20 protein-coding genes are annotated in these 20,340 nt (G+C 68.8%); 5 read left to right on the top strand and 15 right to left on the bottom strand.

The features are described from left to right. Positions 1-5 precede the first annotated feature (5 nt). Positions 6-857, bottom strand: a complete 852-nt coding sequence (locus G6N64_RS16990; RefSeq protein ID WP_163798097.1) for a LysR family transcriptional regulator — start codon at positions 855-857, stop codon at positions 6-8. 170 nt (positions 858-1,027) lie between these two features. Here G6N64_RS16990 and G6N64_RS16985 point away from each other — a divergent pair, with 170 nt between their 5' ends. Further along, positions 1,028-1,975: a DMT family transporter gene (locus G6N64_RS16985; RefSeq protein WP_163801883.1), complete on the top strand. Its 948-nt coding sequence runs from the start codon at positions 1,028-1,030 to the stop codon at positions 1,973-1,975. On the opposite strand, the gene G6N64_RS16980 is transcribed toward G6N64_RS16985, so the two are convergent. From G6N64_RS16980 to G6N64_RS16965, 4 genes are all read right to left on the bottom strand, one after another. Continuing rightward, on the bottom strand, positions 1,886-2,773 hold the full coding sequence (locus G6N64_RS16980; RefSeq protein ID WP_197748276.1) for a phosphatidate cytidylyltransferase: 888 nt from the start codon (positions 2,771-2,773) through the stop codon (positions 1,886-1,888). The genes G6N64_RS16985 and G6N64_RS16980 overlap by 90 nt on opposite strands. A 30-nt stretch (positions 2,774-2,803) precedes the next feature. Continuing rightward, positions 2,804-3,361, bottom strand: a complete 558-nt coding sequence (gene frr, locus G6N64_RS16975) for a ribosome recycling factor (RefSeq protein ID WP_163798096.1) — start codon at positions 3,359-3,361, stop codon at positions 2,804-2,806. A gap of 76 nt (positions 3,362-3,437) precedes the next feature. Further along, positions 3,438-4,181 carry a UMP kinase gene (gene pyrH, locus G6N64_RS16970; RefSeq protein ID WP_163801881.1) on the bottom strand — a complete coding sequence of 248 codons (744 nt, stop codon included), beginning with the start codon at positions 4,179-4,181 and terminating at the stop codon, positions 3,438-3,440. Positions 4,182-4,309: 128 nt separating this feature from the next. Further along, positions 4,310-4,993, bottom strand: coding sequence for a class I SAM-dependent methyltransferase (locus G6N64_RS16965; RefSeq protein WP_163798095.1), 684 nt, complete (start codon positions 4,991-4,993; stop codon positions 4,310-4,312). A gap of 37 nt (positions 4,994-5,030) precedes the next feature. Between G6N64_RS16965 and G6N64_RS16960 the strand changes: the two genes are divergently transcribed. After that, positions 5,031-5,456, top strand: coding sequence for a MarR family winged helix-turn-helix transcriptional regulator (locus G6N64_RS16960; RefSeq protein WP_163798094.1), 426 nt, complete (start codon positions 5,031-5,033; stop codon positions 5,454-5,456). Between the two features lie 92 nt (positions 5,457-5,548). Here G6N64_RS16960 and G6N64_RS16955 read toward each other — a convergent pair whose 3' ends face one another. The 5 genes from G6N64_RS16955 to G6N64_RS16935 form a co-directional block, all read right to left on the bottom strand. Beyond that, entirely contained in the window at positions 5,549-7,558 is a 2,010-nt protein-coding gene (locus G6N64_RS16955; RefSeq protein ID WP_163798093.1) for a primary-amine oxidase, read from the bottom strand. Positions 7,559-7,562: 4 nt separating this feature from the next. Beyond that, positions 7,563-9,032 carry an APC family permease gene (locus G6N64_RS16950; protein WP_163801880.1) on the bottom strand — a complete coding sequence of 490 codons (1,470 nt, stop codon included), beginning with the start codon at positions 9,030-9,032 and terminating at the stop codon, positions 7,563-7,565. Between the two features lie 88 nt (positions 9,033-9,120). Continuing rightward, positions 9,121-9,870: an ABC transporter ATP-binding protein gene (locus G6N64_RS16945; RefSeq protein WP_246230683.1), complete on the bottom strand. Its 750-nt coding sequence runs from the start codon at positions 9,868-9,870 to the stop codon at positions 9,121-9,123. A gap of 1 nt (position 9,871) precedes the next feature. After that, positions 9,872-10,438, bottom strand: coding sequence for an FtsX-like permease family protein (locus G6N64_RS16940; RefSeq protein ID WP_163798092.1), 567 nt, complete (start codon positions 10,436-10,438; stop codon positions 9,872-9,874). Positions 10,439-10,567: 129 nt separating this feature from the next. Continuing rightward, a complete protein-coding gene (locus tag G6N64_RS16935; protein WP_246231264.1) occupies positions 10,568-11,665 on the bottom strand; it encodes an ABC transporter permease in 1,098 nt (365 codons plus the stop codon). A 452-nt stretch (positions 11,666-12,117) separates the two neighbouring features. Between G6N64_RS16935 and G6N64_RS16930 the strand changes: the two genes are divergently transcribed. Continuing rightward, entirely contained in the window at positions 12,118-13,083 is a 966-nt protein-coding gene (locus G6N64_RS16930; protein ID WP_163797048.1) for an IS481 family transposase, read from the top strand. Positions 13,084-13,093: 10 nt separating this feature from the next. On the opposite strand, the gene G6N64_RS16925 is transcribed toward G6N64_RS16930, so the two are convergent. From G6N64_RS16925 to rpsB, 3 genes are all read right to left on the bottom strand, one after another. Continuing rightward, positions 13,094-14,509 (bottom strand): amidase, encoded by a 1,416-nt coding sequence (locus G6N64_RS16925; RefSeq protein WP_163798091.1) that lies wholly within the window; start codon positions 14,507-14,509, stop codon positions 13,094-13,096. 116 nt (positions 14,510-14,625) lie between these two features. Continuing rightward, entirely contained in the window at positions 14,626-15,441 is an 816-nt protein-coding gene (gene tsf, locus G6N64_RS16920; RefSeq protein ID WP_163798090.1) for a translation elongation factor Ts, read from the bottom strand. Between the two features lie 11 nt (positions 15,442-15,452). Further along, entirely contained in the window at positions 15,453-16,292 is an 840-nt protein-coding gene (gene rpsB, locus G6N64_RS16915; RefSeq protein ID WP_163798089.1) for a 30S ribosomal protein S2, read from the bottom strand. 322 nt (positions 16,293-16,614) lie between these two features. On the opposite strand from rpsB, the gene G6N64_RS16910 reads away from it, so the two are divergent. Together G6N64_RS16910 and G6N64_RS16905 are read left to right on the top strand one after the other, a co-directional pair. Then, positions 16,615-17,106 (top strand): M23 family metallopeptidase, encoded by a 492-nt coding sequence (locus G6N64_RS16910; RefSeq protein ID WP_163798088.1) that lies wholly within the window; start codon positions 16,615-16,617, stop codon positions 17,104-17,106. 49 nt (positions 17,107-17,155) lie between these two features. Then, a complete protein-coding gene (locus G6N64_RS16905; RefSeq protein ID WP_163798087.1) occupies positions 17,156-18,130 on the top strand; it encodes a TIGR03621 family F420-dependent LLM class oxidoreductase in 975 nt (324 codons plus the stop codon). A 9-nt stretch (positions 18,131-18,139) separates the two neighbouring features. Here G6N64_RS16905 and G6N64_RS16900 read toward each other — a convergent pair whose 3' ends face one another. Both G6N64_RS16900 and G6N64_RS16895 read right to left on the bottom strand, forming a co-directional pair. Beyond that, positions 18,140-19,042 carry a tyrosine recombinase XerC gene (locus G6N64_RS16900; protein WP_163801877.1) on the bottom strand — a complete coding sequence of 301 codons (903 nt, stop codon included), beginning with the start codon at positions 19,040-19,042 and terminating at the stop codon, positions 18,140-18,142. A gap of 102 nt (positions 19,043-19,144) precedes the next feature. Continuing rightward, entirely contained in the window at positions 19,145-20,305 is a 1,161-nt protein-coding gene (locus G6N64_RS16895) for a lactate 2-monooxygenase (RefSeq protein ID WP_163798086.1), read from the bottom strand. Positions 20,306-20,340 lie beyond the last annotated feature (35 nt).

The following is a 20,340-nucleotide window of genomic DNA, read 5'->3' as shown; positions in this document are numbered from 1 at the left end:
CAGTATCAACGTTGTTCGGTCATGACGTCGCGCACCGCGCGTTCGACGGTGGCGAGCACGTCGGGGTCGACGCCGGTGCGTCCGCGGACGAACACCGAGGCGCGGTTGCTCGGGGGAAGCCCCTCCGCGGGGCAGAGGCCGTCCGGCAGCCTGCCGATCATCGGCAGGAGGGCCACCCCGAGCCCGGATCGGACGGCGGCGAACAGCCCGGAGAGGTCCGAACTCTCCGCGGCGATCCGGTAGGGCACGGTGAGGCGATCGAGTGCGGCGAAGGTGGGCTCACGCAGCGTGCACGGCTCCGAGAACATCACCACCGGCAGCGGCTCGCCGGCAGGCACGGAGAAGGTGCGCCCGCTGATCCACTTCAACGCGACCATGCCCGACGCGTTCGCCGGATCGAGTCCGGACCCGTCGAGCATGACGGCCAGGTCGATCACGCCGTGCTCAATGGCGTCGGCCAGCATCACGTTGCGGTCCAGCCGGAAGCGCAGCCGCCAGTCGCCGAGCCGCTCCCCCAGTGCCGCGGTGAGTCCCGGGAGCATGACGTCGGCGCCGTGTTCGGTGGCGCCGATCAGCAGCACCCGCTCCTCGGCCGCGCCCAGGTCGGAGAGCGCCGCGTCGTGCGCGGCGAGGATGGTGCGGGCATGGGTCAGGACCCGGTGGCCGAGTTCGGTGAACGCGACGCCTCGACCGGAGCGTTCGACGACCGGACCGCCCACGACGGCCTCGACCCGGCGCACGTGCTGGCTGACCGCCGACTGGGTGACGTGCAGGACGGCCGCGGCGCGGTGAAATCCGCCACAGTCGGCGACGGCCACGACACTGCGCAGCGGCGCGATGTCCAGCACCTGACTCATGCCGCCAAACTACTCCGATCAGTAGAAACGATCAAAGAAGGGACGATGCGGGGGTGATCCACGGCACGCCGGAGGAGACCGATCAGGAGTCGTGATCGAAGCTGATCACCGTTATTCGTTGGACTGCTCGCCGAACGGGCGCGGACGATGGCCCGGTGACCCCCACCCGTATGCCGCTGCGCACCGCCGCGGTCGTGACCGTCTTCTATGCGCTGGGCTACCCGATCGGCAACATGGCGGTACACGCCATGTCGCCGATGGCCGTTCTGGTCTTCCGGTTCGGTCTCGCGGGCCTGATCCTCGGCACCTGGGCCGTCCTCGCGAAGGTGGAGTTGCCGCGCGGGCGCAAGCTCGGCCACGTCGCCGTCACCGGGCTGCTCATGCAGGCCGTGCAGTTCTGCGCGCTGTACTTCGCGATCGAGCACGGCGCGCCCGCCGTCCTGTGCGCGGTGCTGATCGCCATGAATCCCGTCGCCACGGCGCTGCTCGCCGCGACGTTCCTGGGTGACCGGCTGACCCGGGGGCGGATCGTCGCACTCCTCTTGGGTGTCGCGGCGGTGCTCGCGGCCTCGGCCAGCAGGCTGATCGAGGAGGGCGGCGTCGACCCCGCCGTGCTCCTGCTGCTCGTCGCGCTGCTCGGCCTGGCCGCGGGCGGGGTGTACCAGCAGCGGTTCTGCTCCGACGTCGACTTCCGCGCGTCGACGGCGTTGCAGAACGTCGTGGCGTTCGTGCCGGCGTCGGCCCTGGCGCTCACCACCCCCTTCGAGGTGCACGACGTCACCAAGGCCGCCTTCGCGGTGACCGGCGTGGTCCTGCTGAACGCGGTGCTGGGCGTGTCGCTCTACGTGCGGGCGATCAACCTGCACGGGGCGTCGGCGGTGGCGATGCTGTTCTGCGTCATCCCCGCGGTGGCGGGGGTGATGTCCTACGTGATGCTCGGCGAGCGCGTCGACGTGGGCGTCGGCGTGGGCCTGGTGCTCGGCGCGGCGGCGTGCTGGCTGAATGCGCGGTCCGGGTCGGGAAGGCGCTCAGGCAAGAAGCGTGAGGACGATCCAGGTCGCGACGGCGGACGGCAAGACGGAGTCGAGGCGGTCCATCAACCCGCCGTGACCGGGTAGCAGCGTCCCCATGTCCTTGATGCCCAGGTCGCGCTTGACCTGGGATTCGATGAGGTCGCCGAGCGTGCCGGTGATGACGAGCATGAGGCCCAGCGGGATGCCCACCCACGCCGGCTTGTCGAGCAGGACGGCGACGGCGAACACCGATGCGGCGGTGCCGAAGATCAGTGACCCCACGAAGCCCTCCCAGGACTTCTTGGGGCTGATCGCCGGGACCATGGGGTGCTTGCCGAACAGGACGCCCGCGGCATAGCCGCCGATGTCGGAGAAGACGACGCCGAGCATCAGGCACAGGACGCGCCACCCACCGTCCTCGGGGTAGACGAGCAGCACGCCGAACGCGCCGAACAGCGGTATCCAGGCGGTCAGGAAGATCGTCGCGGTGACGTCGCGCAGATAGTTCTCCGGGGCCTTCTTCAGTCCGCCGGACAGCAGCCGCCAGATCATGCAGACGACCACGGTGCCGCCGAAGGCGCCGAGCGCGCCCTCCTCGCCATAGGGCCAGGTCAACCAGACGATCGCCTGCCCGCCGACGATGAGCGGGATGATCGGGATCGAGTAGCCGCCCTCGCGGAGGCGCCGCACCACTTCGAACGTCGCGACGGCCATCGCGACGGCGACGACGGGCACCCAGCCGAGCGGCGCCCACACCAGGATCGCGATGACGCCGAACCCGAGGAAGGCCCCCACCGCGACCGCGGCCGGTAGGTCGCGACCGGCTCGGCCGGGCTTCTTCTCGGTGGTGGGGATCGGCGGGTCTTCGGGAGACCCGTCGTCGGGAACGGTGTCGGTGGCCACGGGGTCGGTCGCTGCAGGTCGGCGGCGCGCCTAGACCTCCAGCAGCTCGCCTTCTTTGTGCTTGACCAGGTCGTCGATCTGGGCGGTGTAGGTGGCGGTGCTCTTGTCGAGCTCCTTCTCGGCGCGACCCACCTCGTCCTCGCCGGCCTCGCCGTCCTTCTTGATGCGGGCCAACTCCTCCATCGCCTTGCGACGGATGTTGCGCACCGTCACCTTGGCGTCCTCGCCCTTGCCCTTGGCCTGCTTGACGAGGTCGCGGCGACGCTCCTCGGTCAGCTGGGGAATGGAGATCCGGATGACGTTGCCGTCGTTGCCGGGGTTGACGCCGAGGTCGGAGTTGCGGATGGCGTCCTCGATGGCGCGCAGCTGGTTGGCCTCGTAGGGCTTGATGACGACGAGCCGGGCCTCCGGCACGTTGATGCTCGACAGCTGGGTGATCGGGGTGAGCGAGCCGTAGTACTCGATCTTGATGCGGTTGAACATGCCGGGATTGGCACGGCCGGTGCGGATGGCGGACAGGTCGTCGCGCGCCACCGACACGGCCTTGTCCATCTTCTCCTCGGCCTCGAAGAGGGTTTCGTCGATCACTGGGTGTTCTCCCGTCGCTGCCGCTCGTCCATGGCGTGCTCTTCCGTCGCCTGCTTCACCGGTCGTCCGCCCGTCGTCAGGTGGTGACCAGTGTCCCGATCTTCTCACCTGCGACCGCGCGGGCGATATTTCCGTCCGTCAGGAGGTTGAACACCAGGATGGGCATCTTGTTGTCCATGCACAGACTGAACGCCGTCGAATCGGCGACCTGCAGTCCGCGGTCGATGACCTCGCGGTGGGTGATGGCGGTCAGGAGCTCGGCGTTAGGGTCGGTACGCGGGTCGGCGGTGAAGACGCCGTCGACGGCCTTGGCCATCAGGACCACGTCGGCGCCGATCTCCAGTGCGCGCTGCGCGGCGGTGGTGTCGGTCGAGAAGTAGGGCAGTCCCATGCCGGCCCCGAAGATGACGACGCGGCCCTTCTCGAGATGCCTGCGGGCGCGGCCGGGGATGTAGGGCTCGGCGACCTGCCCCATGGTGATCGCCGTCTGCACGCGGGTGTCGATCCCCTCCTTCTGCAGGAAGTCCTGCAGCGCGAGGCTGTTCATCACGGTGCCGAGCATGCCCATGTAGTCGGACCTGCTGCGCTCCATGCCGCGCTGCTGCAGCTGCGCGCCGCGGAAGAAGTTTCCGCCACCGATGACGACGGCGACCTGCACCCCGTCGCGCACCACCTCGGCGATCTGGCGGGCGACGAGCGCGACGACGTCGGGATCGAGCCCCACCTGTCCGCCACCGAACATCTCCCCGCCCAGCTTGAGCAGCACGCGGGAGTAGCCGGATTCGCCGGCCGGGTCGGCTGCCAGGACCGTCTCCGCCATCTGACTCCTTCGGGTCCGCACCACCTCGACGACCAGGGGTGCCATCGGGTGCTCTCCACGCGACGGCGCCCCCAATCCTGCCAAACGGCTGGACCGGGGGCGCGGAGGGGTCGCGGCGGTTCCGCGTGTCAGCCGAGGTGGGCGGACAGCAGCCAGGCCGCCACTGTCATGCGGCCGCCGCCCAGGTCCTCCAGACTGTCGCCGGCGAACTCCCTGAACCCGTCGAAGCTGGTGGCCACCTGGACGTGGATGCGGGCCGGACGGATGTCGTCGATCGTCCAGTGCGGCGCGACCGCGTCCCGCAGCTCCTGCTCGGTGACGGCGTTCACCGTGCCCTTCGGCATGGTCGTGCCGTCGAAGACCAGGACGACGTACGACGCACCCGGCGCGGCCGCCCGCACGATGGACCGCTGGTAGCCCTCGCGCAGCTCGACCGGCATCGAGTGGAACAGCGTGCTGTCCACGATCGTGCCGAATCGCCCGTCGTATCCGGTGAAGTCGCTGATGTCGGCGACGTCGAAGCTCGCGGTGGTCAGGCCGCGGCGAGCCGCCTCGGCACGCGCGAGGTCGATGGCGGTGGCCGACTGGTCCAGGCCGACGACCGTGACGCCCCGTTCGGCGAGCGCCAGGGCCGTGGCGGCCTCACCGCAGCCGGCGTCGAGGACGTCACCGTGGAACCGCCCCGCGTCGATCAGCGCGGCGATCTCGGGCTGCGGCTCGCCGATGCTCCACGGCGGCTTGGCGCCGAATCCGATGCCGTCGGCCTCCCCCCGGTAGGCGGAGTCGAACATCTGATCAGTGGGACGTGTCATGTCATCCGGTATATCAATGTAGTTGATATGTGTCAAGATGGTTGACATGAACGGGTCCGAGGGTCAGCCGCTGGGCTACCTCCTGCACCGGGTTGCCACCGCACTGCGCTCGGAGGTGACGACGACCGTCCTCGATCCACTGGAACTGTCGTTCCCGCAGTACATCTGCATGCGGATGCTGTCGCACTCGCCCGGACTGTCGAACGCCCAACTCGCCCGCGACGTCAACGTCTCCCCACAGGCGATGAACATGGTCGTCCGGGTCCTGCAGGAGCGCGGTCTCGTCGCGCGACCCACGACCGTGGCGTCGGGGCGGTCACTGCCCGCAGAACTCACCCGGGAGGGCACGGCGCTGCTCGAGGCCATCGACGGCGGAGTGCGCGACGCCGAGGCCAAGGTGCTGGCCCCGCTCGACGACCGCGAGCAGCGCTCGCTACGCCGGCTCCTCGCCGACCTCGCCTAGGTGGGCGCGACCGTTTCCCCGCGAGCGTGCGTGTCTGCGGGCGACACACCGCTGCGAAACCCCACTCTGCGCACGCTCGCGGCGACGTCCGGTCACGACTCCCGGGCCCGCTCGGCCACCGGGTGACCGCCGCCGTGCGCGTGGCACGCCTTGGGCGGCGACGGCGGTAGGTCGAGTGCGGGGTTGCCGTCGAAGAAGCCCACCGGCTTGAGGTGGAAACCCGTGTAGGCGCAGGGCATCACGGGCCAGTCCTCGGGCCGGACGACGTGGTGTGCGCCCAGGGTGTACCAGAGCACGACGTCGGTGTCCTCGAGCGGCGCGTCGTCGGCCACGAACTCGGGGAGACCCTGGGCATCGGCCGACTGGTACATGTAGTCGCCCGACGCGAACTTCTCGGCCTCGTCGTACTTGGTCACCCACAGGTTGTGCTGCACGAACCGCGCCCGGTCGTAGATGTAGGAGCCCTCCTGCACCATCACCGGGACGATCTCCTTGGGCACCAACTTGTAGGCCACCGGGCTGCCGAGTTCGTTCTTCTTCGTGGGGTTGGCGATCTTCCAGTAGCGTCCGGTCTTCCACTCCCAGTCCCGCGCACCCTCGGCCTCCGACGCCACCAGCGTGTCGCGGGTGATCCACGCGTTGTGGTGCGGGTTGAGTTCCGGGTCTGGCTCCGGGATCGAATCCACTTCGTACACACTGTTTCCCGGGCCGTCGACGTTCATGTCCAGCCGGAAGTTGAAGAAGTGCTGATGGTTGGGGCCGTAGATGCCGGGCGCCACCATCTTGCCCCACCTCGGCTCCTCCCCCTCGGCGATGGAGCCGGTGGTGAGGACGCCGGACAGCTTGATCTCGACCTCGATCGAGGCGTCGTTGTAGAAGTACCAGAAGAACCCGTACTCGTAGTTGCCCACGGTGCAGATCATCGACACGACGAGGCGACGCGAGCGGCGCACCTCGACCTCCTCGGTGCGGAAGTCGGTGTGCTTCCACGAGATGCCGAAGTCCTCCTCGTGCATGCAGATGGCGTTCGGGATCGTCACGGCGTTGCCGCTGGAGTCGTTCACCGTGCCGTCGAAGTAGTGGATCTCGCCGAGGCAGTCGCAGCCGAGCGTCAGCGGGTTGGCCGAGAAACCCATCCCCACCTCACCCATGTCGAACACGTTCTTGTTCCAGTGCGTGGGCGAGGTGTCCCCGTAGGGCACCACCATCTCCGACAGCGACCCGCGGTAGAGGATCGGGCGGGTCTCGCCGCGGTCGGTGTAGGTCACCTCGTGCAGCGTGATGCCCTCGCGCGGGTTGAAGCCGATCCGCAGGGACCACTTCTGCCACTGCACGTTCCAGCCGTCGACGGTGAAGCTCGGACCGTCGGGCTGGGTGATCTCGATCGGTTTGACCCCCGTGCGGAACTCGGTGAACGCCGGGCGGTTGTTCGGGTCGAACATGAACGCCTCGGAGTAGTTGCCCGCCGTGGGCGGAAGCGGCACCACCCCGTGATCCTCGATGTCGACGACCGTCATCGTGTCGAGATCGAACGTCACGATCAGCCCTTCGACCGGCCGGGCGTAACCATGCTCGGACGGCGCCGCCCGCATGAACGTCAGCGGACGGCACACCAGCGGCGAGTTGTCGTGGTGGTCCTGTGCGCCGTAGTACCCGGCGGGCCAGGGATCGATCATGGCGAGGTCGAAGTCGGTGACGCCGCGCTTGCGCATCGCCTCCTGCCAGCGCGGGTCCTCCCGCACCTTCTCCTCCACGCCCGTCATGTGCTCGACGAGGTAGGACGGGAACCGACCCGGTATCGCCTTCCAGGAGTCGATCACGCGGGCGCCGAGGTCGACGACGGCCTCGTAGATCGACTTCGCCTCCGCGTCGTACATCGAGGCGAACGCGCACCGCGGTACGTCGAAGCCGGTGTAGGTGAGATCCGCGTTTTTCGCCGGCTCGGCGAGGTGGATCATCACGAACTTCAGTGTCGGCGTGGCGTACTCCGAAGCCATGACGACCGCGGCAGCCGCCTCGATCTCGGCGCCGTCGAGTGGGTCCAGTGGGTACCGCGACGCCGGTGCGCCGGTGGTGTCGAGAACCGTGTCTTCCATCGTCATCGTGCTACACCGCTTCCGTGTCGGACTTGGCGTCCTTGTTGAGATCGAAGACCGCCAGATGCGCCAGCGAATCCTCTTGGCTTACCTTGTGCGCGGATCGTCGTCCGAAGACGTAGACGACCAGACCGAGCGCGAACATGCCCAGGCTGATGCTGCCCACCCACGTCATCCAGGTGGCCTGCGGAACGTCGATCCACGGGGTGACGAACGAGTAGTAGATGCCGCCGACGGTCCCGATCGAGCCGACCACCACGACCAGCCACACGCCGACCATGCCGCCCGGGATGCGCCAGAACTTCTCGGTGTCGTAGCGGTCGGCGTACTTCTTGCGGGCGACGACCACCGGGATCAGGAAGAAGAAGCCCGACAGCAGCCAGACCGTGCTCAGCCCGCCCTGCAGGTAGATGGTCACGTTGGCCATGCTGCTCTGCGAGTACAGACCGACCAGGATCAACGACGAGATAACGCCCTGGATCAGGATGGCCGACACCGGGTTTCGCGTCCGCGGGTTGAGATGGGTGAAGATGCGCGGCAGGTGTCGCTCCAGCCCGGACACGAAGATGAGCCGTGAGTACGCCACCTGGTAGGTCATCAGCGCCACGATGATGATGCCGGCGAGCACGACGGCGGCGACCTCCATCAGACCGGGGAAGCCGGCCACGTCCAGCATGCCGATGATGCCGGTCACCGGATCGATCTCGTCACTGGGCAGGGCCATCATCGTGCCGAGCGTGGTCAGCAGGTAGATCGCCACCAGCGCAATCGAACCCCACAGGATCATCCGCGGGCCGCTGCGTCGCACCGACAGGAACTCCGCCCCCATGTTGTAGGGCGTCTCCACGCCGAGCAGGTACAGCAGCACCGTGCCGTAGAGGAAGCCGGCCACCGCGAAGTTCGGGATGGTGGCCTCGGCCCAGCTGAAGGGCGTCGCCGAGCCGTTCTCGACTGCGAAGAGCAGACCGCAGACGAAGATCGTCAGCGTCAGCACGCCGTAGACGACGAAGACGACGTTCATGATCTTCTGGTTCGCCGCGAGTTTCGCGAGCGCGAGCCCGATCACCGTCCACAGGATCACCAGCTGCAGGATGATGCTCGTTGTCAGGCCCAGCTCGGTGTGGAAGGCCAGCAGCAGGAACTGCAGGACGACGGCCGGCGAGGACGCCGCGTTGAGGATGACCGGCACCCACGACAGGTAACCGCCGATGAAGCCCCAGGTCTCCCCCATGGTCCGGTACGCCCAGATGTACACCCCGCCCTGCCCGGGCCACAGATTGCCGAGTTCGACGACGGCCATCCCGGCGGGCACCAGGAACGTGAGGATGCCGAGCACCCACATGGGAATCGCGGTCCAGCCACCGGCGGCCATGATGGAGGAGCCGGTGACCCAGCAGATGATGAACACGTAGGCGGCGGTGAGGCCGAACGTGCTCATGACCTTGGGCAGGATCTGCTCGGGGACCAGTTCGGTGGTCATGAGCTTGTCGCGGTCGGGTGGTGGTGTGGAAGGCGTTGCCGCCTCGACGTTCTGCGTCACGTGTTCTCCTTCAGGGCATCACGGGTGGTCAGTTGACGATCTGTCCGTCTTTCATGCGGACGACACGGGTCGCTTCGTCGGCCACCGTGGGGTCGTGGGTGCTCGCGACGACGGTCACGCCGAGCGTGGAGCACAGGTCGCGCAGCATCCGGACCACCGTCTCACCGGTGCGGTGGTCGAGGTTCGCGGTCGGTTCGTCGGCCAGCACGAGCGTCGGATTGCTGATCAGCGACCGCGCGATCGCCGTGCGCTGCTGCTCGCCGCCCGACATCTTGGTCGGCTGGTGGTTGATCCGGTGGCCGAGGCCCACCAGCTCGAGCAGTTCGGTGGCGCGCGTGCGCAACGCCTTGCGGTCGTAGGGCTCGAACATCAGTGGCAGTTCGACGTTCTCGACGGCGGACAGGAACGGGATCAGGTTGTAGCTCTGGAAGATGAACCCGATGGTGTCGTGCCGCAGCGCCGCGAACTGGCTCTCCGACAGCCGCGCGGTGTCCTGGCCGCCGACCTTGACGACGCCCTTGGTGGGACGGTCGAGTCCGCCGACGATGTTGAGCAGTGTCGACTTGCCGCTGCCGCTGGGGCCCATCAGGCAGACGAACTCACCTGGCACCACAGTCAGTTCGGCCGCGACGAGTGCCTTGACGACCTCGTCGCCAAGCTTGTGCAGCTTCCAGACGTCGGAGACCTCGATGACGGGTGCGGCGTCGGCGTCGGGGTGGAAGACGGGCGTCGGACGGATCGCCTCGGTGATCTCGCCCGCGTCGTCGATGGTGGTCATGTCAGCCTCCCGTGGAGAGTGATCGGATGGGTGGCCGCGACGCTGCGTTCCACGTGGGCAGGATGCTGGTGGCGAGCGCGGCGGCGATGCTCACCGCGACGGCGATGCCGGATCCGGCCAGCAGGCCGGTCATCGAGACGCCGGTGGCCACCAATCCCAGTGCACCGAGTGCGATCCCCACGACCGCCGCGAGAGCGGCACCCGCCACGGCGCCGAGGATCGCGGCGACCATCGGCTCGACGAGCAGCGCGGCGATCACCGGTCTGCGGGGAATCCCGTTGGCGCCCAGCACCCCGAGTTCCCTGGTGCGGTGCGCGACGGTACGGGTGGTCGCGACGGCGACCTCGACTACGCCGACGAGCAGCACCGTCACGGCGATCAGCATGACCGCCCTGCCGATCTCGTCGGCGTGGCCGAGCGACGCCGACTGCGCCCTGATGCCGTCCGCCATCCCGAACACGATCACGACGAGGAACGCGCCCGTCGCGGTCGTGATGACCGGCAGCACCATCTCGCCGAGCCGGCGGCGCGCCGACAGCCACCCGTAGGCCAGTCCCTTGGTCAGCACGTCACTTACGTCCCATTCTCTTCGCGCAGGCGCTCATCGGTGTTCTCGTCTCTTCGCGCAGGCGCTCATCGGTGTCCTCGTCTCTTCGCGCAGGCGCTCATCGGTGTTCTCGTCTCTTCGCGCAGGCGCTCATCGGTCACCCAGGAGGTCGACCGGCTTCTGCTGCAGCAGCTTGTGCACCGGCACGAGGGCGCCGACGATGGCCATCGCGGGCAAAAAGGCCGCCACCATCCCCGCCGCCTGCGCCCAGGCCAGCGGCGTGGCGATGCTCGGAATGACCAGGGCGACCGCCGCTCCCGCACCGAGCACGCCCACCAGGTAGGCGACGACGAACGTGATTGCCGACTCGACGAGGAAGAAGTAGAGGACCTCGTCGGCCAGGCCGATGCTCGACATGATCCCGAACTCGCGCTTGCGTTCGGCGACCGCGGCCAGGAACGAGGACAGCGCGATGACGAAGCCGAGCGCCAGGCCGATGATCGAGATCAGACCCAGCGTCGAACTGGTCACCTTGCCGGAGAACAGCGCCGAGAACTTCTGCTCGAACGTGAGCGGACCCGAGCCGCCCACGGTGTCGTAGACGAGCCCGGTCCCGGACGGGTCGGGCAGGACCGACGGGTCCGCCGTGGTCGGCAGATCCACCGCGGCACCGAAGCGCTGCGCGAGGTCGCGCCGGTTCTCCTCACCCGGTGGCGCGAAGACGGTCCACCATCCATTGGCGCCGACGACGTCCTGCGCGAGGCTCGACGAGACGGTGACGCCGTGCCCGCCGCCGGTGACATCCGCGACCAACGACTGGCCGCCGATCACGAGGGAGTCGCCCGTCGCCACGCCCAGACGATCCGCGAGCGACGGACTGACGACGACTGCGCCACTTGCGATGTCGTCGCTGCCGCGAAGCGACACGCGCGTGCCGTCGACGTCGGTGACACCCGACGGCGTGCGGACGGTGCGCCACCCGTCGGGTAGTACGAACGTAGGCGCGGGACCGTCGGCGACGAGCGCCTCGACGTCGGAGTCGTAGTGGACGCCGGCGGCGGGCACCGCCCACAGCTGGGCCCCGTCGAGGGCGTCGGTGACCGAATCAGCCCCGGTGATCGCGAAACTGGCCGAGATGGTCCGGACGATCGTCACGCACGCGATCGCCAGCGCAATGCCCAGAACGGACAGCGTGAATCGTTCGGGCCGCCGCCGGATGTTCGCCAACGCGAACCGGACGAGGCACATGACGGTGCTTCCCGACGCCGAGGCGGCGATGTCCGGCGACCGACCGGTGGTGAGCGTAGGTGTCTCCACGTGGGCAATCGTGAAATTGACGTGTTTCACAGAAAGCCGTCGCCGGTATCCGGCAGGTTAACGACACCGGGCTCCGGTTACCGGATCGTGTCAGTCGGACAACGGATTTCGTCGCCCCATCCCGAGCCGTCAATGAAACTGGCCCCGATCCAGGGTCGCCCGAAGCACGTGACCAGCGCACACGACCACGGGCGACGCCCTGGTCCACACGACGAATCCTGTACGCGCCGTTCGCGAACGACGTCGATGCGGGTGTGCGCCACCCGACGCCGACTAGCTGTACCGGGACATGACGTTGGTGTCAGGCGTGTCGGCTTGATGTAGGGAGAACCTCCGGGTGGGGTGTGGCTTGTCGAAGGCCCATCACCTATCCGGAGGTTCTCGTGTCCCACCGTAATGCCCGCACGACCTACCTAGGCCGACTGTTGATCGTCGAGCGGTTCCATGCGGGCTGGAACAAAGCCCACATCGCGTCGTCGATGGGTATTTCGCGCCAATGCGTGCACAAGTGGATCGACAGGTTCGACGCCGAGGGCGAGGCCGGACTGCACGATCGGTCCTCGCGGCCGCACACGACCCCCACTCGCACGCCCAACGCAGTGGAGGCCCAGATCGTCGCGTTGCGTCGGGCTCAGCGGATGGGCCCCGATGGCATCGGCGCCGAACTGTGCGTGCCGGCACGCACGGTGTCACGGGTCCTGGCCCGTCACGACGTCCCGCACCTGGCGATGTGTGACCCGATGACCGGTGACCTCATCCGCGCCTCGAAGCTGACCGCGGTGCGCTATGAACGCACACGGCCCGGTGAGCTGGTGCACATGGACGTGAAGAAGTTGGGCCGCATACCCGACGGCGGCGGGTGGCGTGCTCATGGTCGAGGGTGCGCACCGGATCGAGAACGCAAGCGAGGCAACGGGTTCGACTTCGTGCACTCACTCGTCGATGATTACTCGCGGCTGGCGTACTCCGAGGTCCTAGCCGACGAGAAGGGATTGACGTCCGCAGCGTTCCTGAGCCGTGCGGCAGCCTACTTCCGCACTAAGGGCATCCCCACGATCGACTGCCTCATGACCGACAACGCCTGGGCCTACCGCTACTCACTTCGCGAGGTGTGCGCCGAGATGGGAACCCGCCAGATCTTCATCAAACCGCACTGCCCATGGCAGAACGGCAAGGTCGAACGGCTCAACCGCACGCTGCAAACCGAATGGGCCTACCGCCAGGTCTTCACCAGCAACACCGACCGTGCCGCAGCCCTTGCACCGTGGCTCGAGTACTACAACACTCGACGACGTCACAGCGCACTCGACGGCCTCCCACCGATCAGCCGGCTGACACCAACCTCATGACTCGGTACAACTAGCCGGTGAGCTGCGGCAGGCGGAACGCGTCGGCCGCCTCCAGCTCGTAGGCCAGCTCGAGCAGCGTGGCCTCCTCCCCCCACCGTGCGGTGAACATCATGCCGATGGGAAGACCCGCGGTGGACACGCCGAGCGGCAGCGAGATCGCCGGGTCGCCGGTGACGTTCTGCAGCGGCGTGAACGCGACCCAGTCCACCAGCCGGTCGATGATCTGCGCGTAGTCGGCAGTCGGGTCCAGGTGACCGATGCGCGGCGGCGGCTCCGCCAGAGTCGGCGTGAGCAGCACGTCGTAGTCGGCCACCTTCGGGCGCATGCGGCGGCCCAGCGTCGAGAGCCGCGCGATCGCGAGCGGCAACCGGTGCAGGTTGCGGCTCGCGTGGCGGTCCAGGCCTAGGGTGAGGTTGTCCAGTCTGCTGCGGTCGAAGGTCGGCCCGAACCGCTTCCGGCCGCCGCGCACCAGGGCGAACGACAGCAGCGACCAGTACAGCAGAAAGTCGTCGATGAAGGACTGCGGCACCGGTGGCCGGTCGAGGTGGTCGACGTGGTGGCCCATCCGCTCCAGCAGCTCGGCCGTGGCCAAGGTTCGATCCCGCACCTCGGCACCCGCCTCGCGGATCACCGACGTGGTGAACACGGCGACGCGCAGGCGCGTGCGCCCGGGGCCGGTGACGTCGCCGATCGGCGCGAGTCTCGGGTTGCGCCAAGCCTTCTCCATCTCGCGGTAGAGCGCAGCGGTGTCGCGCACGCTGCGCGTCACGACGCCGTCGGCGACGATGCGGATCGGCATCTCGCGCATCGTCTCGTCCTGCGGCAGCCGCCCGCGGGTGGGCTTGAGCCCGACCAGTCCGTTGCACGAGGCGGGGATGCGGATCGAGCCGCCACCGTCGTTGGCATGAGCGATGGGGACGACACCCGCCGCCACGAACGCACCCGACCCGGACGACGACGCACCCGCGGTGTGGTCGGTGTTCCAGGGGTTGCGGACCGGGCCGAGTCTCGGATGCTCGGCCGACGCGCTGAAGCCGAACTCCGACAGCTGGGTCTTGCCCAGGGGGACGAGACCGGTGGCGAGGTACGCGCGGGCGAAGTCGCCGTCGGAAACCGCGGGCCGGGGCACCCAGGCGTCGGTGCCCTCCCTCGTCGGCATGCCCGCCACCGCGACGTTGTCCTTGACGAACGTCGGCACGCCGTCGAAGGCGCCGCCGAATGGGAAGGCGGCCGAGCCGCGCGCGCGGGCCCGATCGAACGCCGCGTAGGCGAGTCCGTTGAGAACGGGGTTGACCTTCTCCACGCGCGCGATCGCCGCCTCGACGACCTCGTGGCGGGACACCGAGCCCGCGGTGATCGCGGCTGCGACACCCACCGCGTCGAGGTCACCGAGTGCGTCGTCGCCGAAGGCGGAGATCTGGGTCATGCGCCGACGGTACCAATCCGTACCGGACGGTCGAGCACGCAGATGCGAGAAGACCCCGCGCCCAAAGTGCGGGCACGGGGTCCTTCGATGCGCGGTGGACGCCGCGCAGATGCCGACTAGGCCTGGCCGACCTCGAAGCGGACGAACCGCGTCACGGTCACGCCTGCCTCGTCGAGCAGTGCCTTGACCGACTTCTTGCTGTCGGACACCGACGGCTGGTCCAGCAGCACGACGTCCTTGTAGAACCCGGTGACGCGACCCTCCACGATCTTGGGCAGAGCCTGTTCCGGCTTGCCCTCCTCCTTGGCGGTCTCCTCCGCGATCCGGCGCTCGTTGGCGACGAGATCGGCGGGCACGTCGTCGCGCGTCAGGTACTTGGCCTTGAGCGCGGCGATCTGCAGGGCCACCGCGTGTGCGGCGCCCTTGTCCGAGCCGGTGTACTCGACCAGCACGCCCACGGCGGGCGGCAGATCGGCGGAACGCTTGTGCAGGTAGGTCTCGACCTGTCCATCGAAGTAGACCGCACGGCGCAGTTCGAGCTTCTCGCCGATCTTGGCGCTCAGGTCGGCGATGAGTTCCTCGACCGTCTTGTCGCCGGCCTTGGCCGCCTTCAGTGCGTCGACGTCGGTCGCCTTGGCAGCTGCGGCCGCCGTGACGATCTGGTCGGCGACGGACTGGAACTCGGCGTTCTTCGCGACGAAGTCGGTCTCCGAGTTCAGCTCGACGAGCGCGCCGTCCTTGGCCGCGACGAGACCCTCGGCGGTCGCACGCTCAGCGCGCTTGCCGACGTCCTTCGCGCCCTTGATGCGGAGCACCTCGACGGCCTTGTCGTAGTCCCCGTCGGACTCGGCCAGCGCGTTCTTGCAGTCCATCATTCCAGCGCCGGTCAGCTCCCGAAGTCGCTTGACGTCGGCAGCGGTGTAGTTCGCCATTCTCGACTCTCCTAGGAGGATTCAGTGGTCGTTTCGGTGGGTGCGGCCTCGGCGGCGGCAGGAGCAGTCGGCGCTGACGCGGTCGCGCCGGCCAGCAGTTCCTGCTCCCACTCGGCGAGCGGCTCGACGGCCTCGGCGTCGGGCTTGTCGCTCGCGCCTGCGCCGGATCGGGCCTTCAGACCCTCGGCGACCGCGGATGCGATCACCTTGGTGAGCAGTGCGGCAGACCGGATGGCGTCGTCGTTGCCCGGGATCGGGTAGTCGACCTGGTCCGGATCGCAGTTCGTGTCCAGGATGGCGATGACCGGGATGCCCAGCTTGATCGCCTCGCTGACGGCGAGGTGCTCCTTGTTGGTGTCGACGACCCAGATGGCCGACGGAACCTTCACCATGTCGCGGATACCGCCGAGGCTGCGCTCGAGCTTGGTCTTCTCGCGCGTCAGCATCAGGATTTCCTTCTTGGTGCGACCCTCGAAGCCACCGGTCTGCTCCATGGCCTCGAGCTCCTTCATCCGCTGAAGGCGCTTGTGCACGGTCTGGAAGTTGGTGAGCATGCCGCCCAGCCAGCGCTGGTTCACGTAGGGCATGCCGACGCGGGTCGCCTCGTCGGCGATGGACTCCTGCGCCTGCTTCTTGGTGCCGACGAACATGACGCTTCCGCCGTGGGCGACGGTCTCCTTCACGAACTCGTAGGCCGAGTCGATGTAGGTCAGCGTCTGCTGCAGGTCGATGATGTAGATGCCGTTGCGGTCGGTGAAGATGAACCGCTTCATCTTGGGATTCCAACGACGGGTCTGATGCCCGAAGTGAGCGCCGCTGTCGAGCAGCTGCTTCATGGTTACGACAGCCATGGTGGCCATGTCCTCTGGTTGATCGGTTGACGTCCGGAATCGGGTGATGCCGGACCCTGGCGTCTGCTGCGTGCCGGCCCGACCAGGGTCGGGACCGTCCGGCATGCGGTTTGCAGCCTCGTGAAGTACCGGGGGCACTACGGGGCTGCGCACAGGCGCGCGAAGTCAGTCCGCCGAAGCGAACTGCGGAGATGAGTTTACACCGTTGACATGCATGCTTTCGCCACGCGAAGGCGGTCCGGTCCGTCCACAGTGCCACCGTCGTCCCCAACCGGCGGTACCGGGGCTGGCGCGCGGGGTGGCGGGACGCTGAACTGGCGGTATGCGGTGGTTCGCGGTGCTGGTGCTCGTCGGCGCGATGCTCTCGGCGCCGGCGAGGGCCGACGACGGCAGACTCGACTGGCCGCTGCGGCCCCGGCCCGCCGTCCTGCGCGTCTTCGACGCACCGAGCCCCGACTGGCTACCCGGCCACCGCGGGGTCGACCTCGCCGGCGCCGCCGGGCAACCGGTGGTCGCGGCGGCGGCGGGAACGGTGGCGTTCGCCGGCCCGGTCGGCGGCAGACCGGTCGTGTCCGTCGCCCACCCGGGCGGACTGCGGACCAGCTACGAGCCGGTACGGGCGTCGGTTCGGGCCGGGACTCTCGTCGCGGCTGGAGGTCTCCTCGGCGAACTGATGGCCGGCCACCCGGGATGCGGTGCGACGGCGTGCCTCCACTGGGGTGCGATGTGGGGTCCGTCCTCACGGGCGGCGTACGTCGACCCGCTCGGTCTGCTCGCCTCGACCCCGGTGCGGCTCAAGCCGCTGCACGAGTGACCGCGCCGAAGGTGATTGACGACCCCGTCATGGTGGGAACACCACCCGCATGGACAGCCCAGCCGCGCGATCGCACCGCACCCGACCGCTGCGCTTCGGGCTGACCACCGCGCTGCCACGGGGGCCCGAGTTCGCGGACTACGCGCTGGCCGTCGAGGACCTCGGCGTCGACGTCATGACGTTCGCCGACCACCTGGTGCCCTCGCTCTCCCCCATCGTCGGAGCCGCGGCCGCCGCGGCAGCGACGACGCGGATGCACTCCGGGACGCTGGTGCTCAACAACGACTTCCGTCATCCCGTCGAGGTCGCCCGCGAGGCGGCGACGTTGGCGGCGGTGTCGGGCGGCCGGTTCGAACTCGGCCTGGGCGCCGGTCACATGAAGTCGGAGTACGACGCGGCGGGCCTGACGTTCGAGTGGAGTTCGACGCGGGTCGACAGGCTCGTCGAGTCGGTCGAAATCATTCGCGCCCTGCTGGCCGGTGAGTCGGTCGACGTCGACGGTGACCACTACCGGATGCATGCCGACGCGGGCCAACTGGTCGCGCCGCCCACGTCACCGGTTCCACTCCTGTTGGGCGGCAACGGAGATCGTGTTCTGCAGCTGGCGGGCCGGGTGGCCGACATCGCAGGTTTCGCCGGCATCGCCCACAGTCGGGACGCCACCGAGGTCCGGATGAGCCACTTCGACGATCGCGGGTTGACCGACCGCATCGACGTGGTGCGCCAGGCCGCCGGCGACCGGTTCGAGGCCATCGAACTGCAGGCCCTCATCCAATTCGTGGTGCCGACCGTCGACCGTGCCGCGGCGGCGACCGAACTGGCCACCACCGTCAGCGGACTCACGCCCGCGCAGATCCTGGATTCGCCTTTCGTCCTGCTCGGCACTCACGACGAGATGGCCGAGACGCTCGTCGACCGCCAGCGCCGCTTCGGCATCAGCTACTGGACGGTGTTCGACGAGTTGCCGGGACGGCCGTCCGCGTTGCCGGACATCGCGAAGGTGATGACGCTGCTTCGGGCGTGAGCGTTTGCGCTACGCCCGGGGGTGCGCCTGATCGTGCACGGCGCGCAGCCGCGCGACGGTCACGTGGGTGTACAGCTGCGTGGTGGCGAGCGTCGAGTGGCCGAGCAGTTCCTGCACCACGCGGAGGTCGGCGCCGCCTTCGAGCAGGTGGGTGGCGGCGCTGTGCCGCAGCCCATGCGGGCCGATGTCGGGGGCGCCGGCGACCGCGGACATCGTCTGGTGCACCACGGTCCGGGCCTGCCGGGGGTCGATGCGGCCGCCGCGGGCGCCGAGGAGCAGCGCGGGACCGGAGGCGGGCGTCGCGAGCGCGGGCCTGCCGTCGGTCGACCACGCGGCGAGGGCACGTCCGGCGGGCTCGCCGAACGGGACGGTGCGCTGCTTGTCCCCCTTGCCCAGGACCCGCACGACGCGGCGGGAGGCGTCCACGTCGTCGACGTCCAGTCCGCACAGCTCGCTGACGCGAATGCCCGTGGCATAGAGCATCTCGACGATCAGCCGGTCCCGCAGTGCCATCGGATCACCCTGTTCGGCTCCGAGGCCGGCGGCGTCCATCGCGTCGCGTGCCTGGTCCTGGCGAAGGACCGCGGGCAGCGTGCGGTGTGCCCTCGGGACCTGGAGACGGGTCGCGGGGTCGGCGTCCATCAGCCCCTGCCGCGATGCCCACGCCGTGAAGGTCTTGACTGCGGAGGTGCGGCGCGCCAACGTCGTTCGCGCCGCACCGGACGCGGCTTGCGACGACAGCCACGACCGCAGCAGCGGCAGCGTGAGGTCCCGGGGCTTCCCGTCCGGGATGCGCCGATCGACGAAGCCGAACAGCGATCTCAGGTCACCCAGGTACGCGCGGCGGGTGTGCTCCGACCGACCCCGTTGCAGGGCGAGGTACTCGTCGAACTCCTCGAGTACCGCCTCCACGTACGCCGCCACCGGACCACCGTGGCAGAGCGAGCGACGGATGCCGGGCAGGCCGCCGCCGGTGTGACCGATTCGATACCACCGCGGCCGTGCGGCCGGGGGTCAGAGCACCCGTCGCAGCGCGTCGGCGGTCAGGTCCTCGAGCGACGGGTACCCGTCGATGCCCATCGTCAGGTCCGCCTCGGCCAGCAGCGACCGCAGCACGTGCACGACGCCGTCGGTGCCGCCCAGCGCCATGGCGTAGGCGTAGGGCCGGCCGACACCGACCGCGGTGGCGCCGAGGGCGAGCGCCTTGACGATGTCGGCGCCGCTGCGGATGCCGGAGTCGAACAGGACGGGGACGCCGTCGGCCGCCTCGACGACACCGGGCAGACAGTCGATTGCGGGGATGCCGCCGTTGGCCTGCCTGCCACCGTGGTTGGAGCAGTAGATGCCGTCGACGCCGCCGTCGATGGCGCGCCGCGCGTCGTCGGGGTGGCAGATGCCCTTGACGAGCAGCGGGAGCGTGGTCAGCGACCGGAGCCAGGGCAGGTCGTCCCACGACAGCGAGTTGCCGAACGTCGAAACCCATTGCAGGACGGCACCTTGCGGGTTCTCCTCCGGCGACTGCGCCAACCGTGAGCGGAACACCGGGTCACTGGTGTAGTTCGACAGGCAGTGTCCGCGCAGCTGCGGGAAGTTCGACGTGGACAGGTCGCGTGGCCGCCAACCCGGTACCCAGGTGTCGAGGGTGACGACGATTCCCTTGTAGCCGGCGCCTTCCGCCCGCTGCACCAGGCTCGCGGCCAGGTCGCGATCCTTCGGCGTGTACAGCTGGAAGAACCCAGGGGTGTCCCCGAATTCGGCGGCGACGTCCTCGAGGGGATCCGAGGTCAGCGTCGACACCATCAGCGGTACGCCGGTGCGCGCCGCCGCACGGGCGGCGAGGACGTCGCCGTGCCCGCCGCGATCGCAGATCCCGATGACGCCGATCGGCGCCATGAACACCGGCGAGGGCAGCGACAGGCCGAACAGGTCCACGGACAGGTCGCGTTCCGTCGCCCCGGCGAACATGCGGGGCATCAGACCCCACCGCTCGAAGGCCGTCACGTTGACCTGCTGCGTCCGCTCGTCCCCCGCCCCTCCGGCCACGTAGGACCAGACCGACGGCGACATCGCCGCCTGGGCCTTCGCCTCCAGTTCGGCGAACGCCATCGGCAGGGACGGCACGACCCCGGAGAGGCCCTGCAGGTAGATCTCTAGCTGGTAGTCACCGAACGCCATGCCACCAGCCTGCCAGCCCGCGCCGACGGACGGCC

The organism is Mycolicibacterium sediminis (assembly GCF_010731735.1).
Classification (GTDB): domain Bacteria; phylum Actinomycetota; class Actinomycetes; order Mycobacteriales; family Mycobacteriaceae; genus Mycobacterium; species Mycobacterium sediminis.
This window is presented reverse-complemented; position numbering and strand designations above follow the sequence as displayed.